Below are 16,879 nucleotides of genomic sequence, written 5' to 3'. Positions count from 1 at the left end.
ACCAGTATCTATTGAGTCGTCGCTTTGCAAGTTGCAATTCACTACCTATGCCAAAAAGGATCACCTATGCCGCACCAATCAACTGTTTGCCTAACCACCGCACAGGCGATTGTCAGGTATCTTGCCAATCAGTACATCGAAGTAGATGGGCAAGAGCTTAGGCTTTGCGGGGGTGGCTTTGGAATTTTTGGCCACGGTAATGTCCCCTGCCTTGGAGAAGCGCTTTATGACCACCGTGAGGCACTGCCGCTTTACCGCGGACAAAACGAGCAAAGCATGGGGTTTGCTGCGGCAGGGTACGCCAAGCAGTGGCTGCGCCAACGGTTTATGTTCTGCACTGCCAGTGCTGGTCCGGGCACATCCAATTTGCTCACCTCGGCGGCTTTGGCGCATGCCAACCGATTGCCGATGTTAATGCTGTGTGGGGATACCTTTCTGACCCGCTTGCCTGATCCGGTTCTGCAACAGCTTGAGCATTTTGGAAACCCCACATTGGGCGTCAACGATGCGTTTAAATCAGTGTGCCGCTATTGGGACCGGATCACCCATCCGGCGCAGATCATTCAGTCCCTGCCGCAGGCACTGGCAACCATGCTTGATCCAGCGGATTGCGGCCCTGCCTTTTTTGCATTACCCCAAGATGTGCAGGGTTGGAGCTATGAGTTTCCACTAAGTTTTTTTGAAAAGAGGCTTCACCGTATTCGGCGTATTTCACCCGATCCGTTGGAAATAGAAGAGGCCACTACCCTATTGCTTACCGCACAAAGACCAATGATTATTGCCGGCGGCGGTGTGCAATATAGCGGCGCCGTGTCCGAGCTGACCGCATTTGCCGAAACCCACAACATTCCCGTGGTCGAAACCATTGCCGGTCGCGCGAATATGATTGCCACACATCCTTTGAATATCGGGCCCATCGGAGTGACAGGCTCAGACAGCGCCAACGCTATTGCAGCACAGGCCGATGTGGTTGTCGCGGTTGGCACACGGCTTCAGGATTTTACCACCGGTTCATGGACCGCCTTTGATGCAGAGGCCCGCTTTATCACCATCAATACTGCCCGTTTTGATGCACTCAAGCATATGTCACAACCGATTGTTGGTGATGCAAAAACTGCTATGCCAATGCTTAGCGCCGCCTTAGAGGGCCTGCGCGCGCCAGACGCTTGGATGCAAACAGCCCAAGATGAGCGCCGCAATTGGGATGCCTATGTGGTGCGCAATGTGGCGCCGGATAATGGCCCCAATTCCTATGCAAAAGCGATCGGCATCGTCAACGCGCTGTGTGATCCCCGTGATCGGGTGGTCGCGGCGGCCGGTGGATTACCTGCCGAGGTAACCGCAAACTGGCGCACTTTGGATATCGGAACCGTAGATGTCGAGTTTGGCTTTTCCTGCATGGGGTATGAAATCGCTGGCGGATGGGGTGCGCGCATTGCCCAAACCGAGCGTGAGCCCGATAAAGACACGATTGTGTTTCTGGGCGACGGGTCATACCTGCTGATGAACTCGGATATTTATTCATCGGTTCTCAGCGGCAAAAAGCTGATTATTCTAGTGCTGGATAACGGTGGTTTTGCAGTGATCAACAAATTGCAGAACAACACGGGGAACGAAAGCTTTAACAATCTTATCGCCGATTGTCCGACCGTAGAGGCGCCGTTTGCGGTCGATTTTGGGGCCCATTCTGCGGCCATGGGCGCTCTAACAGAAACTGTGGGCAATCCGGCCGAGCTGGCCGAGGCCTTTAAACGCGCCAAAGCCGCAGATAAGACTTATGTCATCACCATGCAGGTTGACGCTTATGAAGGCTGGACCACTGAGGGCCACGCCTGGTGGGAAGTGGGCACGCCGCAAGTTTCCGAAAGCGAAAAAATCCGTAGCGCTCATGCCGAACAAGAGGCTGGCCGCAATGCACAAAGACGGGGCGTCTAATGGCTGACCTAGACCGTATCAAAGGCAATAATTTTGTTATCATCGGCCGTGCGGGCATGGATTTTTATCCTGACCCGCCGGGCACCAAAACCGAAGAGGCCTCTATGTTTTTCGCCGCTTTGGGCGGCTCATCGGCCAATATTGGCGTGGCCATCAACCGCCACGGCGGCCGCTCGGCCTTGGTGACCTGCGTGTCTGACGATGCCATTGGCCGCTATTGTCTCAATCAGCTAGATCATTATGGTATCGAGCGCCACCATGTGCGATCTGTTGGCGGTGAAGCGCGCAATTCGCTGGCCGTCGTGGAAAGCCGCACCGAAGATCATCAATCCATTATTTACCGCAATGGAGCGGCCGATTTCGAGATGGGGCTCGAGGATGTCGAGCCGGTGGATTATGCGGCCTACAGCGCCCTGATCACCACCGGCACCGTGCTGGCGGCCGAGCCCTCGCGCAGCGCCAGCTTTCGCGCCTTTGAGCTGGCCAAAGCAGCCGGGCTTCCCTTGATATTTGATCTCGATTACCGACCCTATAGCTGGCCATCACCGCAGGTCGCCTCAGAGACTTATTCACGCGCTGCTGATTATTTTGACATTGTCATTGGCAATGATGTTGAGTTCGGCTTTATGGCAGGAAGCTATGAGAAGGGCCTTGAAAAAGCCCGCGACTTGGCCAAAACCACAGCGCAGATTGTGATTTATAAAATGGGCGAAAAGGGCGCGATCACCTTGACCCCCGATGGCGAGTTTCGCACTGGCATTTATCCGGTCACAGCTTTGAAGCCAACCGGGGCAGGCGATAGTTTCATGGGCGGCTTTATTGCCGCGCTTGCAGCCGGACGCGATCTGCATGATGCAGTTTTGCGCGGCTCAGCTTCCGCGGCGATCGTTGTTTCAAAAGTGGGCTGCGCGCCGGCCATGCCCGATACCGCCGAGCTTGAAGCGTTTCTAGATGAACACGCCGAGCCAACACAGATTTAAACAGGATACTGCCAATGCATATTGCGCCTTTTGACAACCGAAACCAGCCGATTGTGGATATAGAAGATACCACGGTGCCGTTGAATTACTTCAATATCGTCAAACTGACCAAGGGCCAGTCTTTCGACTATCAAGTCCCAGGCTATGAAACCTGTATCGTGCCTGCCACAGGATCGTTAGATATCGAGGTTGAGGGGATGAGGTTTTCAGCGCTGGGCAATCGCGGTGTCGATGTCTGGGACGGAGAACCCGAAGGCGTTTATATCCCATCCGGTGCCAAAGTCACATTCACCTGTGTCTCAGAGAGCGCTGAAACCTTTATCGCCGGGGCGAAGTATGACAAGGTGCTAGCGCCTTTTGCTGTGCAAAAAGACGATATTGATCTGGTGCAATATGGCAGTGACGATACCAAAACACATCGCAAAATCAAACACATCCTAGGGCAAAAGCAGCACGATAAAGTCGGCAGACTTTTGGTAAGTGAACTGTTCACTGTCGGCGCAGGCGGGTGGTCGGGTTTTCCATCGCACAAGCATGACACAAACCGTTTGCCCAATGAAACCCGCCATGATGAAACCTATAACTTTCGCTTCCGGCCCAACCATGGATCGGGTTTGCAAATGCTGCAACGGGTCGATAATGAACCCGGCGATGCCTATCATATTGTGGACGGATCAACCATATGTATTGACAATGGGTATCACCCCTGCGCGGCGCTGCCGGGATATGAGATGTATTACTTTACCATCCTTGGCGGTTTGACCCAACGGCCACTGGTGCAATATTTCCAACCCACACACGCCTATCAGGTGGAAACCATCCCCGGCATCAAGGATATGGTGGCAAAGTTTAAATGACCCTTGCAACCCTAAAACAGGTATTAGAGCTGGCCCAATCCGGCGGCTATGCGGTGGCCGGTTTGGTCACCCTTGGATGGGAAGATATGCGCGCCTATGTTGAGGCCGCTGAACAAGAAAATGTACCTGTGATTTTACAGGCCGGTCCCAGTTGCCGTGGCCATACCCCGCTGCCAATTTTGGGAAAAATGTTCCGCCATTTGGCAGAAGGTGCCTCGGTACCCGTGGTGGCCCATTTAGATCACGGGTATACTTTCGAAGAGTGCCGCGAAGCACTTGATAGCGGGTTTACATCTCTGATGTTCGATGGATCGCGCAAACCTTTGGAGCAAAATATAGACGAAACTGCTGCGATTGCAGAGTTAGCGCATTCTGCGCAGATTTCCTGCGAAGGCGAGATTGGCTTCGTCGGGTATTCAGGCGGGGAAAACTCGGCTGGTACTGATCCGGATGAAGCGGCAAAATTTGCGCATGAAACCGGCATTGATGCTATGGCTATTTCTATCGGAAATGTGCACCTTCAACAAGATCAGGAAGGCGGGCTTGATGAACCGCGGCTGCGCGCGATCGAGGCGGTTACAGACGTGCCCTTAGTCATCCACGGGGGCTCGGGGGTGCCGGTCGCCCAGCGCCGCCATTTGGCGCAAAGCTCGAAGATTTGCAAATTTAATATAGGCACCGAATTGCGTATGGCCTTTGGTACGGCACTGCGATCCGCTGTAAAAGCAGATCCAGCTCGTTTCGACAGGGTAGCAATACTAAAAGAAACTCACGATCCTTTGGTGGCCGCAACACGACATGTGCTAAAGGATTTCAAAGCAAAGCAAGAAGGATAATGCAGATGCTAAAATTGGCTCTTTTGGGATGTGGCCGTATTGGACAGGTACACGCGCGCTCGATCGGCCAATTGGCTGGCAAAGCACGTCTGGTTGCTGTTGCTGATGCTTATGAGCCTGCCGCACAAGAATTGGCTGCCGCCTCCGGCGCAGAGGTGCGCAGCAGCGCACAGATCATGGAAAACAATGATATCGATGCGGTTATCATCGGTACGCCGACAGATACCCATTATCAATTGATCCATGAGGCCGCTGCCGCTGGAAAAGCCATTTTTTGTGAAAAACCCATTGATATGTCTGCCGATAGGATTCGCGCCTGTATTAAAGCAGTGACAAAAGCAAATGTTGCTTTTCTAACCGCCTTTAATCGCCGGTTTGATCCCAATTTTTCAAACATTCAGGCCCGTATCGCCTCGGGTGAAATCGGCGATGTCGAGCTTATTACAATCCTGTCGCGCGACCCTTCCCCGCCCCCAATCAGCTATATCAAATCCTCGGGCGGTCTTTTTCGCGATATGATGATCCATGATTTCGACATGGCGCGGTTTTTACTGGGCGAAGAGGTAACCAGTATTTTCGCGGTAGGGTCTTCTTTGGTTGACCCTAAAATTGGTGCGGCAGGCGATATTGATACGGCCGCAGTGACACTGACCACCGCCAGCGGTAAAATATGCCAGATTTCCAATTCACGCCGCGCCAGTTACGGCTATGATCAACGGCTCGAAGTGCATGGATCAAAGGGAATGCTGCGCGCTGAAAATACGTTGAAAAACGGGGTTGAGGTGGCCACACAAAATGGGTTTCAAAAAGCGCCTGCGCAGCATTTCTTTTTAGAGCGTTATGAAGAAGCATACCGCCTTGAAATGGCACATTTCATTGATGCTCTCAACAGTGGCCAAGCGCCTTCGCCTTCTGCCAGTGACGGGTTGCAAGCGCAGCTATTAGCTGATGCCGCGGCACAATCGCTGGCCACCGGTTTGCCGGTTCAATTGGCAAACGATCCGGCGTAAAGACACGCAAGCTGACGCCAAAACAGCCGCAGGTATCCCTCAGCACTGGGGGAATTATGCTTTGGGAAATCCTTTGCATCTGCACCGATCACCGATATGCTGATCCCTGCGACAGGCAGGCAATTGAGACAATGAATTTCAAAACACAAAAACTTTTTGGACTACCCCCGGGTGTTGATTTCCCAAAGGCTCTGGTGGACGGCCTTTGCGCGCACTTCAAAACCTATCCACCGGATGCCTTGGCCCGCAGCCATATAATTGTGAACACCGAACGTATGCGGCGACGCATCCGCCAGCTTTTCTCCGCAAAATCCGATATTCTGCATCCCAAGGTGCATGTTCTCACCGATCTTAGCGGGTTTGCGACAGATCTGGAATTGCCAGTGGCGCCCTCTTCGCTCAAAAACCGCTTTGAGCTAATTGCACTGATTGACAAGCTGCTGCAATCACAACCCGATCTGGCGGCACGGTCCGCACTGTTTGATCTTGCTGATAGCCTTGCCAGTTTAATCGACGAAATGCAGGGCGAGGCGGTTGATCCGGCAGACATCAGCGCGCTGAATGTTTCCGACCAATCTGGCCATTGGCAACGCATGCAAGCGTTTTTGGGGATTGCGCAAACCTATCTGGATACCCGTCAAACTGAACCTGACAAAGAAGGGCTTCAGCGGAAAATTGTAAACCATCTGACTGCAAAATGGATCAAGAATCCGATTTCCGAGCCAGTCATAATAGCCGGATCTACAGGATCGCGCGGCACCACGCTAGAGCTGATGAAAGCGGTCGCTCAATTGCCGCAAGGCTCTATTCTGCTGCCGGGCTTCGACTTTGATATGCCGCAACCAGCGTGGATTGATCTGGCCGAGGCGCTGAGCGCTGAGGATCACCCGCAATATCGATTTTATAATCTGCTTAGCATTTTGGACCAGACCCCAGATCAGGTCGAACACTGGCCTATTGGTGATGCTGCACCCGATCCCAGAACTGCCTTGGTGTCCTTGGCATTACGCCCGGCCCCAGTGACCGATTGCTGGCTTGCCGAAGGGCCAAAACTTGCCAATCTTGCACAAGCTACCGAATCCATGACCCTGCTGGAAGCGCCCAATACGCGGCACGAAGCGCTCGCCATTGCACTGCGTCTGCGCCAAGCTGCAGAAGAAGGCCAAACAGCGGCGCTAATCACTCCTGACCGGCAGCTCACGCGGCAGGTGACAGCCGCACTTGATCGGTGGGGTATTTTACCAGATGACAGCGCAGGTATTCCGCTTCCGCTCACCCCGCCGGGCCGGTTTCTGCGTCATGTTTGCGGCCTGCTTGCCGGGCCTTTGACCACCGCCCAATTGCTCGCATTGCTCAAGCATCCCCTGACCCACACCGGCAGTGCACGCGGCGATCATCTTTTGCTCACCCGCGAGCTTGAACTGCATTTGCGCAAAAAGGCCATTCCCTATCCCGATACGGAAATATTAAAGCAATGGGCAGCTAGTCACCCTCATGACATAGCCACCGAGTGGGCCGAATGGGCAATCCGCTGTTTCACCGGCCAAAACACTGATGGCCAAAGTGCATTTTGTGACTTTTTCGATCAGCACATTCGCCAAGCCGAACTCATCTCTGCAGGATGCCAGCCACTGCCAGAGGAAGAAACCGGCACGCTTTGGGCCAAAAAGGCCGGCCAAGAGGCCCGCGCTGTGATTAACGATATCAAAGCTGCTTCCGCGCATGCAGGTATAATGTCAGTGCAGGATTATAGTCAAATCTTCAACGGAGTTCTAAACCAGAAAGAAGTGCGCGATCACGATACGCCACACCCGCATCTGCTGATATGGGGCACCCTAGAGGCGCGGGTTCAGGGGGCTGATCTGGTGATTTTGGGCGGTCTAAATGAAACAAGCTGGCCACAATCGCCAAGCCCGGATCCCTGGCTCAATAGAACGATGCGGCATGCGGTTGGACTTTTGCTTCCCGAGCGGCGCATCGGGCTTTCAGCGCATGATTTTCAACAGGCGGTGGCGGCAAAAAATGTATGGATTACAAGGTCTATTCGCTCTGATGATGCTGAAACCGTCCCGTCCCGCTGGCTCAACCGGTTAACCAATTTGCTCAGTGGGCTCACTGATAACGGCGGACCGCAGGCACTCGATGCAATGCAAGACCGCGGTGCGCACTACTTGGCATTTGTGGATCAATTTGAGGCCTGTGAGCCCAGAGCGCCGGCCACACGCCCAGCACCGCGCCCGCCGCTTTCCGCTCGCCCCACGAAGATTTCAGTAACCGATATTAAATCGCTGATCCGCAACCCTTATGCAATCTATGCCAAGCACGTGCTGAAACTTCTTCCCCTCGGCCCTTTGGACCAAGCGCCCGATGCCAAACTGCGCGGCATTATCGCCCACAGTATCATGGAAAATTTTATCAAGAACTGGACAAGCTCGCCATCCAAAGATCGGGTCAGTCAATTTTTAGAAATTGCCCGCACAACCTTGGATCAGAATGTTCCATGGGCTGTCAGCCGTATTTTTTGGCAGACGCGGATGCAAAAAATTGCACCCGATTTGATCGTTAAGGAAACTGACCGCCAGCGCCATGCCGAACCGGCTGCTTTTGAGCGTTTCGGCGAATTGGCCATCGAAGGGTTAAATTTTACCCTGACGGCCATCGCCGACCGGATTGACCAGGCAGAAGACGGTAGGCTGCGCATTTATGACTATAAAACCGGCACGCCCCCGACACCCGATCAACAACGCGTTTTTGATAAACAATTATATCTAATGGCTGCAATTGCCGAACAGGGCGGGTTTAAAGAAATCGACCCTGCGCCAGTGGCAACGGCCGCTTTTATTGGCATTGGTGGAAAGTACAAAGAACAAATCGCGCCTTTTGACGATGAGCCGCTCGATAGCGCGTGGGAAAAGTTCAAAGACTTAATCGCGTCATATCAATCTTATGAGCAAGGCTATAGCGCGCGTCGGGCGCTCTTTAGCGTGAAAGATTTTTCCGATTATGACCAGCTGTCAAGATTTGGAGAATGGACCCTAAGCGATACGCCCGTACCGGAGGATTTAACATGATCCGCGATGCTGCCACCCAGCGCCAAGTGCAGGCTGCGCATCCCAATATGTCCACATGGCTATCTGCCAATGCGGGCTCTGGTAAAACCAAAGTTTTGACAGACCGTGTGGCGCGCCTATTGCTTAGTGGAATTTCGCCTGAGCATATCCTGTGTTTGACCTATACCAAGGCTGCAGCCAGTGAAATGCAAAACCGGCTGTTCAAAAGGTTGGGCAAATGGGCGATGCTCGGAAATAACACTCTTGGCCAAGAATTGATCAAGCTCGGGCTTGACCAACCCCCTGATCAGGCCACTTTGCGCCGCGCGCGCACGCTTTTTGCCCGCGCCATAGAAGCGCCGGGTGGGCTAAAAATTCAAACCATCCATTCCTTTTGCGCGACAATTTTGCGGCGCTTTCCGTTGGAAGCTGGTGTGAGCCCCCAATTCAAAGAAATGGAAGAGCGGGCCGCAGTTCTTTTGTGCGGCGAGGTTTTGGAAACCATGGCGCAGTCAGCAGAGGCGCCATTGGTTGATGCGCTATCGCTCTATGCCGGTGAGCATTCTTTGGAAAAACTTGTTCAATCGGTGGTAAAATATCGCCACAAACTTCAGCTTATATCGCCCCGCAGCGAAATATGGGCGCGCTTTGGCCTTGCGCCGGGCTTATGCGAAGCGACCGTTTTGTCAGAGGTTTTGAGCAAAGAGCATCTCGATTTGATTGCCCGGATTATTCCCCATTTGGACGGGGGCGGGAAAACAGATGTTAAAATGGCCGCCCAATTGCGCCAGATCACCAACGCCTCTTTTAGTGCCCTCGCGATCCTTGAAGGCGTATTTTTGTTTGGCAGCTCTGCTAAAAACCCTTTCGGGGCCAAAATTGGCAAGTTTCCCAGCAAAGATTTGCGCCTTGGGGCCATGGCCGAAGATATGCTCGAGTTAGAAGGGCTTATGCTGCAAGTCGAAGATCTGCGCGAGACACGGCTTTCCTTGCAAGCGGCGGAGAAAACAGCTATTTTGCATGAATTTTCTGCCGGATTTCTACCCCGCTATGAACGCCAAAAACAGCTGCGTGGTTGGCTTGATTTTGATGATTTAATCTTAAGGGCGCGCAATCTTTTAAGTGATCCCAAAGTGGCCGACTGGGTGTTATACCGTCTGGATGGCGGCATTGATCACATTTTGGTTGATGAAGCCCAAGATACCAGTCCAGTACAATGGGATGTCATCCAGTCCTTGGCCCAAGAGTTTACCAGCGGCCAAGGCGCGCGCGCTGGCGTGCGGCGAACCATTTTTGTCGTTGGCGATAAAAAACAGTCGATTTATTCGTTTCAAGGCGCTGATCCCACCGAATTTGATCGCATGAAGCGAGAGTTTTCCGAGCGGCTAAAACAAAGTGAAACACCTCTTTTAGACACCACATTAGAATATTCTTTTCGCTCTTCGTCTGCGATCCTCAGCGTGGTTGATCAAACCTTTCAAGAGCATATCAGCTCTGGCTTTGCAGCGGACCAAAAGCACCGTGCTTTCAAAACTGATTTACCTGGCCGAGTTGATTTGTGGCCAGTCATTGATCCTGTAGAACGGCAAAAAGATACCGAATGGCAGCGGCCAGTGGATTTGCTTGGACAAGACAATCATCTGGTGCAACTCGCCAATGAAGTTGCTCGATCCATTGATCAAATGATTTCAAGCCGTACTCCTTTGCCGCTGGGTCCGGATGAAAAGGGCAACTATCCTGCGCGGCCCGTTGAGCCGGGTGATTTTTTAATCTTGGTGCAGCGTAGGTCAGATTTGTTTCATGAAATCATTCGAGCCTGTAAAGCCAGAAATTTGCCAATTGCAGGCGCTGATCGGCTTAAAGTAGGGGCAGAGCTCGCAGTGCGAGACTTGGCAGCATTGTTGTCCTTTCTTGCTACGCCTGAAGATGATCTTTCCCTAGCTATCACGCTGAAATCGCCGCTTTTTAATTGGGGTGAACAAAGGCTGTTTTCCCTAGCACATGGGCGAGGAAAACAATTTTTGTGGCAAAAAATGCGAAGCGCCTCGGATGAATATCAAGCTGAATTGACCGTGCTTCATGACCTTTTGCAACAGGCTGATTTCCTGCGACCCTTTGATCTGCTGGAACGTATTTTATCGCGCCATGATGGGCGGTCAAAAATCCTATCACGTTTGGGCCTAGAAGCTGAAGATGGGCTTAACGCGCTTTTGTCACAAGCGCTGTCATATGAACGAAACGACGTGCCAAGCCTCACAGGGTTTTTGGTCTGGATGGAAACCGATACATTGGAAATCAAACGTCAAATGGACAGTGCAGGCAACCAGATACGGGTGATGACTGTGCATGGTGCCAAAGGCTTGGAATCACCAATAGTTGTCCTACCTGATTGCGCGCATCGCCAAATGCGGTTGCAAGATGAATTAATTAATGCTGAAGACGGGGTGATTTGGAAAACAAAATCTGATGAAATGCCTGATGCGGTGCGACGGGCGGTCGCTGAAAAACAGCAATCAGAGATTTATGAGCGCGACCGTTTGCTTTATGTGGCCATGACGCGGGCGGAAAAATGGCTTATGATTGCTGCTGCAGGCGACATCACGGGCGAGCCAACGGCTTGGTACAACAAAGTCCAAAGCGCGATGCAGCACACGGGTGCGGTTAGATACTCTTTTGGTCTCGGTGACGGTCTTCGGGTTGAACATGGTACTTGGCCAAGCAGTGCCAAAGTTGGTTCCAGCAAAGAAGGCGCCATTTCCATTTCTCTTCCAGACTGGGTAAACAGCCCGCCCCCCGAAACGCATCAACCAAAGGCGCCTCTCAGCCCGTCAGAACTTGGCGGCGCTAAGGCACTTCCCCATGAGGACAATTCGGATGAGGCCGCCGCTAAAAAGCGCGGCATTCAAATTCATAAATTGCTCGAAGTACTTCCTGATGTGGATCAAAGGCTCTGGCCACAGCAAGGCACTTCTATTTTGGCAGCAGCCGGGGTTGCGGCCGCGCCGCTTGAATTTTCCGCGTTATTGCGCGAAGCAGCCGGTGTGATTCAAAACCCTGATCTAGGCTTTTTATTTTCACCGGAAGCCTTATGCGAAGTTGGTATTTCTGGGCAACTTTCCCCACAGCACGCAGAACAGATGAAAGGTGTTATTGATCGGTTGTTGGTTCGGGATGATGATGTTTGGGTTGTCGATTTCAAAACAAACGCAAATGTCCCAGACACGCCATTGGAAGTGCCTTTGGGATTATTGCGGCAGCTCGGGGCATATGCGACTGCCGTGGCCAGGCTTTATCCGCACCATACAGTTAAACCAGCGATTTTATGGACAAAATCAGCGCTATTGATGCCGATTAGTTACGCTTCGGTGGCGGCGGAAATTTCTAAGGTCGAGCTCTCTTGACGTTTGAACGGTGCAACCCTAGTTTTGCAATGAGCGAGCAGGTCACGATAGGAGAAAAAAATGGCGACAGTAGCTGTAACAGATGAAACTTTTGACGCAGAAGTAAAAAACTCAGACATTCCTGTTGTGGTCGATTTTTGGGCAGAATGGTGTGGTCCCTGCAAGCAAATCGGTCCAGCACTGGAAGAGCTGTCCAATGAAATGGAAGGGCAGATTAAAGTCGTCAAAGTGGATGTAGATAACAACCCTAATTCACCCGCAGCGATGGGTGTTCGCGGAATTCCCGCTCTTTTTATCTTCAAAGATGGTCAGGTGATTTCTAATCGTGCAGGGGCGGCGCCGAAGGCAGCCTTGCAAAGCTGGATACAAGACTCAATTTAATCCACTTGTGACAAATATTTGAACATCCGCCACATTTGTTCCGGTAGCGCCGGTGATGAGTAGGTCATTTGCCAAGGACAGGGCGTGGTAACTATCGCTGTTGTACAATAATTTTGTGATGTCTCCACCTGCCGTCAGGATTCGTTCAGGGGTTTTTGCGTCCACTAGCCCACCAGCGGCATCAGTGGGCCCATCGCGCCCATCGGTGCCTCCGCTTAGGAATACCCAATTTCCAGGCATGCTTTTTAGATTTAGTGCAACCCTTAGTGCTAATTCCTGATTGCGACCGCCGCGACCAGACCCAGAAACATTAACCGTTGTTTCGCCGCCCCATAAAAATACTTTAGGGCCGTTGGGTTTTTGTCCTTTGATGAAATTTGCTATCTCTAATGAGGCCTCTTTAACGTTTCCTTGCAAATTATCAGACACTAATTGGGGATTCCAATTGTCTGCTGCTGCGTGCATCGCATTTAGACTATACAAATTTGAACAAATAAGCTGATTTTGGACCTGTTGCAGCGTATCAGAATTCTTAGAGGTACCGTTATTTAAATGCCGCTGAACATTTTTTGGAAGCTTGTCAAAATGTCCGCGTGAGCGCAGCAGTTTGGCGGCCTGCTCGGCTGTGCCAATAGGTGATACAGTTGGGCCACTTGCAATTACACGCAAATCATCGCCAATGACATCAGAAATGATTAGAGATCGCACAGGCGCGGGTGATGCCAAACACGTCATCCCTCCGCCTTTTAAGCGTGATAACTGCTGCCGGATTAAATTCATTTCCCCAATTTCGTAACCATTGCTAAGCAAAAGTTCATTGGTTTTGATTTTATCTTGCAGTGTAATGCCATCAATAGGAGATGGTAAAAGTGCAGATCCACCGCCAGAGATTAACGTTAGAATGAAATCTGAAGACCCCGCCTTTGTTAGGATCTCGGTTATTCGCTCTGACGCCTTTAATCCATTTTCATCGGGAACCGGATGACCTGCGGCAATTACCTCACAGCCTTCTATTGGGCGCGCATTTTCGTAATTTGTGACTGCAATGGCTTGAACAGTTGCACTTTGCGGCGCGTGATCCATCGCTTCTTCAATCATTGCACAGGCAGCTTTACCTACGGCAATCAAGATTAACCGACCGTCTGGCAAAGCTGGAAGAGGCGCCGCGCTCAATGAACGCTGCACCGCGCTTGCAGGCTCTGCTGCCTGAATTGCATGGTCGAAAAGTGATCGCGCGAAGAGCCGTTGCTGTGTCATCAAATTGTTGATTATATTTATGCTGATTCTATCTGTTTTACTTTTTCTATTAACACTTCGGCCTGCCGAATAGAAGCATAGTCGATCAATCGGCCTTCAAGAGAAACTGCGCCTTTTCCAGCTGCTTCGGCATCCGCCATAGCGCTTAATATCCGGTTTGCGCGATCCACTTCACCCTCTGATGGGCTCATGACTTCGTTCGCCAAATTGACCTGACTTGGGTGAATGGCCCATTTGCCTTCACAGCCTAGGACGGCAGCCCGTTTTGCGGCTGCGCGGTAGCCATCTGGATCGGAAAAATCGCCGAACGGCCCATCAATGGGGCGCAGCCCATTGGCGCGTGCGGCAACCACCATTCTGGCCAGCGCGTAGTGCCACATATCGCCCCAATGGATATCTCGACTTCCGTCCTCGGCCGGATCGGTCAAAACCGAATAGTCGGGATTCACACCGCCAATAATCGTCGTGCGTGCGCGGGTCGATGCGGCATAGTCCGCAACCCCGAAATGCAGGCTTTCATTTCGTTTAGATGCCGCGGCAATTTCAGTCACATTTTGCATGCCCAAAGCGGTTTCGATAATGTGCTCAAAACCGATGCGTTTTTTGTAGCCTTTTGCGTCCTCAATTTGGGTCACCATCATGTCCACTGCATAGACATCCGCAGCGGTTCCCACTTTGGGTATCATGATCAAATCTAGCCGCTCGCCCGCCTGTTCGATAATGTCGACAACATCGCGGTACATGTAATGCGTGTCCAACCCATTGATTCGAATGGACATGGATTTGTTGCCCCAATCAATGTCGTTGAGTGCTTTAATTATGTTTTTTCGCGCCTGTAATTTTTCATCTGGCGCGACTGCGTCCTCAAGATCTAAAAAGATTACATCAGCATCAGATTTTGCCGCCTTTTCAAACATTTGCGGCTGGCTGCCGGGCACTGCCAATTCGCTTCGATTTAGCCGTCCGGGGGCTTGCTCAACGGGATGAAAACTCATTTTGACCACTCCTTTTATTTTGGTCCTGCGATATGGCGAACAGACAAATTACAAATATTGGCCCATTGTCAAGCAATATTATTTCGAAATTGAATTAGTTTTTGAAAATTTATTTCGTGAAGGTTTAGGGTTTCAATTTTCTCCCGGCAAGCGTGATGAATAGAAAAATGCAATCGCCTGAGCACGGTTTCGAACCGAGAGTTTTTCAAATAGATTCGAGAGGTGAAATTTCACCGTGTTGATCGAGATATCTAGTTCTTTGGCAAGCTCACGGTTGGTGAGCCCTTTTGATAGGGCTTCAAGCATCACCCGCTCGCGCCGCGACAGTTGGTGGATCGGGTCCTGCTGCAACTCACGCACATCCAGAAATGGAAACACCATTTTGCCCTGTGCCACATCAATGCAGGTGGACAGTAATCCATCTATTTCGCCCGAACGCGGTGCAAAGGCTGCAGCACCCGCAGTCATCGCCAGTCGAGGCAAATCTGACAGATGGTCGCCGTAAACAACAAGCTTTGGTGCGCTTTCCTGCTCTCGCAGAACCTCGATGAGCTTCGCACCGCCAAGAACCGGCAAATTCCAATCGATCACACCAATATCAACCGGAACCCGCATCGCCATCCCGAGAAAACCCTCAGCCGTTGCCGATGTGGCAACCAATGAAAATCGCGCATCTCTCTCGAAAATTTCGGACATCGCCGACAAAACCAGCGGATTACTGTCGGCCAGCATGACATTGATCGGATCATCGTCTTTGGTAAGCATCTGTATTTTCTCGCAATATCCGCATTTACTACCCATTTAGGTGGGTCATAACCAAGGCTATTTGAGAAATTCTACCATAAAGTATGGGAAACTTACTACCTAAATAGATACCCAAAAGCAGTAGTAACCGATGTTGTGCGATTTGTCGATCTGTAATTGAGTGATCCTATTAATCGAATCTGTTTCATCGTTGAGGGAGAAAACCATGGCGGGCACCAAAAGTTTATTTGTTCCGGGACCAACAAATGTTCCTGATGATATTCGCCGTGCCATTGATGTGCCGATGGAAGATCACCGCGCACCAGATCTTCCGGCCTTTACGCTTCCTCTGTTTGCTGATTTGAAAAAAATATTCAAAACCGAGACCGGTCAGGTATTTTTATTTCCAGCCTCTGGCACTGGCGGATGGGAAGCGGCCATCACCAACACCATTAGCCCAGGAGACAAGGTTTTGGCCGCACGCTTTGGCCAGTTTTCACATTTGTGGATTGATTTGTGCCAACGGCTTGGTCTGGACGTTCAGGTTGTTGAATGCGACTGGGGCACCGGTGTTCCGATTTCCGTGTTTGCCGATATTCTTGCCGCGGATACTCAGCACAAAATCAAAGCCGTTCTGGCTACCCAAAACGAAACGGCCACCGGCGTTCAGTCAGACATCGCGGCGCTACGCACAGCTATGGATGCCGCCGGGCACCCGGCATTGCTTTATGTAGATGGTGTAAGTTCGATCGGCTCAGTGGATTTTCGCATGGACGAGTGGGGCGTGGATTTGGCTGTATCCGGCTCTCAAAAGGGCTTTATGCTACCGGCAGGTCTCGCCATCATGGCCGCCAGCCAACGCGCCCTAGAGGCGTCAAAAACTGCAACGATGTACCGTTGCTATTTTGATTTCAAAGATATGATTGCCACCAATGCCACCGGGTATTTTCCCTATACGCCTCCAATGACACTGCTGCGCGGATTGCGGGCTTCTGTTGATCGGATGCTTTGTGAAGGTTTGGATAATATTTTTGCCCGTCATAACTTTCTCGCCGAAGGTGTGCGCCGCGCTGTTGCCGCTTGGGGACTTGAGATTTGTGCCAAAGGGCCTGAATGGTATTCCGATACTGTCACTGCAATCGTGGTACCAGAGGGTTTTGATGCCAATGCCGTGATCGGCCGCGCCTATCACAATTATGGCCTTAGCCTTGGGGCAGGTCTTTCGGTGGTGGCCGGTAAGGTTTTCCGGATTGGCCACTTGGGTGATCTTAACGAATTAATGCTCATGAGTGCAATCGCCGGTTCCGAGATGGCAATGCGCGACCAAGGATTACCCGTCGAAGCAGGAAGCGGCGTTGCCGCAGCACAAGAGTTTTACCGTCTGAACCAAAATCTATCGGCAATTGCTGCACAGTAACGCCTGACAGAAGGAA

General features: G+C 51.6%; 12 protein-coding genes. 9 read left to right on the top strand and 3 right to left on the bottom strand.

The annotated features are described in order from the left end of the window. Window positions 1–66 precede the first annotated feature (66 nt). From iolD to trxA, 8 genes are all read left to right on the top strand, one after another. A complete protein-coding gene (gene iolD, locus GN278_00795; protein XAT59491.1) occupies window positions 67–1,935 on the top strand; it encodes a 3D-(3,5/4)-trihydroxycyclohexane-1,2-dione acylhydrolase (decyclizing) in 1,869 nt (622 codons plus the stop codon). Continuing rightward, the gene (gene iolC / locus GN278_00790; GenBank protein ID XAT59490.1) at window positions 1,935–2,915 is read left to right on the top strand and encodes a 5-dehydro-2-deoxygluconokinase; all 981 of its coding nucleotides are present in this window, start codon (window positions 1,935–1,937) and stop codon (window positions 2,913–2,915) included. The genes iolD and iolC overlap by 1 nt, the downstream gene beginning before the upstream one ends. A gap of 14 nt (window positions 2,916–2,929) precedes the next feature. After that, a complete protein-coding gene (locus GN278_00785; protein XAT59489.1) occupies window positions 2,930–3,772 on the top strand; it encodes a 5-deoxyglucuronate isomerase in 843 nt (280 codons plus the stop codon). Beyond that, window positions 3,769–4,608 carry a class II fructose-bisphosphate aldolase gene (locus GN278_00780; protein ID XAT59488.1) on the top strand — a complete coding sequence of 280 codons (840 nt, stop codon included), beginning with the start codon at window positions 3,769–3,771 and terminating at the stop codon, window positions 4,606–4,608. Before GN278_00785 ends, GN278_00780 begins: the two co-directional genes overlap by 4 nt. A 5-nt stretch (window positions 4,609–4,613) precedes the next feature. Next, a complete protein-coding gene (iolG, locus tag GN278_00775) occupies window positions 4,614–5,618 on the top strand; it encodes an inositol 2-dehydrogenase (GenBank protein XAT59487.1) in 1,005 nt (334 codons plus the stop codon). A gap of 131 nt (window positions 5,619–5,749) precedes the next feature. After that, window positions 5,750–8,689, top strand: a complete 2,940-nt coding sequence (addB, locus tag GN278_00770; GenBank protein XAT62480.1) for a double-strand break repair protein AddB — start codon at window positions 5,750–5,752, stop codon at window positions 8,687–8,689. Next, window positions 8,686–12,069, top strand: coding sequence for a double-strand break repair helicase AddA (gene addA / locus GN278_00765; protein XAT62479.1), 3,384 nt, complete (start codon window positions 8,686–8,688; stop codon window positions 12,067–12,069). The genes addB and addA overlap by 4 nt, the downstream gene beginning before the upstream one ends. Window positions 12,070–12,129: 60 nt before the next feature. Next, window positions 12,130–12,450 (top strand): thioredoxin, encoded by a 321-nt coding sequence (gene trxA / locus GN278_00760; protein XAT59486.1) that lies wholly within the window; start codon window positions 12,130–12,132, stop codon window positions 12,448–12,450. Here the strand turns inward: trxA and GN278_00755 are convergent. From GN278_00755 to GN278_00745, 3 genes are all read right to left on the bottom strand, one after another. Then, a complete protein-coding gene (locus tag GN278_00755) occupies window positions 12,442–13,707 on the bottom strand; it encodes a DUF4147 domain-containing protein (protein XAT59485.1) in 1,266 nt (421 codons plus the stop codon). The genes trxA and GN278_00755 overlap by 9 nt on opposite strands. Window positions 13,708–13,724: 17 nt before the next feature. Next, window positions 13,725–14,702, bottom strand: a complete 978-nt coding sequence (locus GN278_00750) for a CoA ester lyase (GenBank protein ID XAT59484.1) — start codon at window positions 14,700–14,702, stop codon at window positions 13,725–13,727. A gap of 132 nt (window positions 14,703–14,834) precedes the next feature. Further along, window positions 14,835–15,434, bottom strand: a complete 600-nt coding sequence (locus GN278_00745; GenBank protein XAT62478.1) for a response regulator — start codon at window positions 15,432–15,434, stop codon at window positions 14,835–14,837. A gap of 238 nt (window positions 15,435–15,672) precedes the next feature. Here GN278_00745 and GN278_00740 point away from each other — a divergent pair, with 238 nt between their 5' ends. Beyond that, on the top strand, window positions 15,673–16,863 hold the full coding sequence (locus GN278_00740) for an aminotransferase class V-fold PLP-dependent enzyme (GenBank protein ID XAT59483.1): 1,191 nt from the start codon (window positions 15,673–15,675) through the stop codon (window positions 16,861–16,863). Window positions 16,864–16,879 lie beyond the last annotated feature (16 nt).

This window comes from Rhodobacteraceae bacterium Araon29 (assembly GCA_039640505.1).
Classification (GTDB): domain Bacteria; phylum Pseudomonadota; class Alphaproteobacteria; order Rhodobacterales; family Rhodobacteraceae; genus CABZJG01.
The sequence above is the reverse complement of the archived record's forward strand: the minus strand, read 5'-3'. Positions and strand labels throughout refer to the sequence as shown.

What these genes read in the sequence shown, in the direction of transcription:
- iolD (XAT59491.1), top strand. Translation starts at nt 67, where the DNA reads ATGCCGCACCAATCAACTGTTTGCCTAACCACCGCACAGGCGATTGTC.
- GN278_00750 (XAT59484.1), bottom strand. Translation starts at nt 14,702, where the DNA reads ATGAGTTTTCATCCCGTTGAGCAAGCCCCCGGACGGCTAAATCGAAGC.
- trxA (XAT59486.1), top strand. Translation starts at nt 12,130, where the DNA reads ATGGCGACAGTAGCTGTAACAGATGAAACTTTTGACGCAGAAGTAAAA.
- addB (XAT62480.1), top strand. Translation starts at nt 5,750, where the DNA reads ATGAATTTCAAAACACAAAAACTTTTTGGACTACCCCCGGGTGTTGAT.
- addA (XAT62479.1), top strand. Translation starts at nt 8,686, where the DNA reads ATGATCCGCGATGCTGCCACCCAGCGCCAAGTGCAGGCTGCGCATCCC.
- GN278_00755 (XAT59485.1), bottom strand. Translation starts at nt 13,707, where the DNA reads ATGACACAGCAACGGCTCTTCGCGCGATCACTTTTCGACCATGCAATT.
- GN278_00740 (XAT59483.1), top strand. Translation starts at nt 15,673, where the DNA reads ATGGCGGGCACCAAAAGTTTATTTGTTCCGGGACCAACAAATGTTCCT.
- GN278_00780 (XAT59488.1), top strand. Translation starts at nt 3,769, where the DNA reads ATGACCCTTGCAACCCTAAAACAGGTATTAGAGCTGGCCCAATCCGGC.
- GN278_00785 (XAT59489.1), top strand. Translation starts at nt 2,930, where the DNA reads ATGCATATTGCGCCTTTTGACAACCGAAACCAGCCGATTGTGGATATA.
- GN278_00745 (XAT62478.1), bottom strand. Translation starts at nt 15,434, where the DNA reads ATGCTGGCCGACAGTAATCCGCTGGTTTTGTCGGCGATGTCCGAAATT.
- iolG (XAT59487.1), top strand. Translation starts at nt 4,614, where the DNA reads ATGCTAAAATTGGCTCTTTTGGGATGTGGCCGTATTGGACAGGTACAC.
- iolC (XAT59490.1), top strand. Translation starts at nt 1,935, where the DNA reads ATGGCTGACCTAGACCGTATCAAAGGCAATAATTTTGTTATCATCGGC.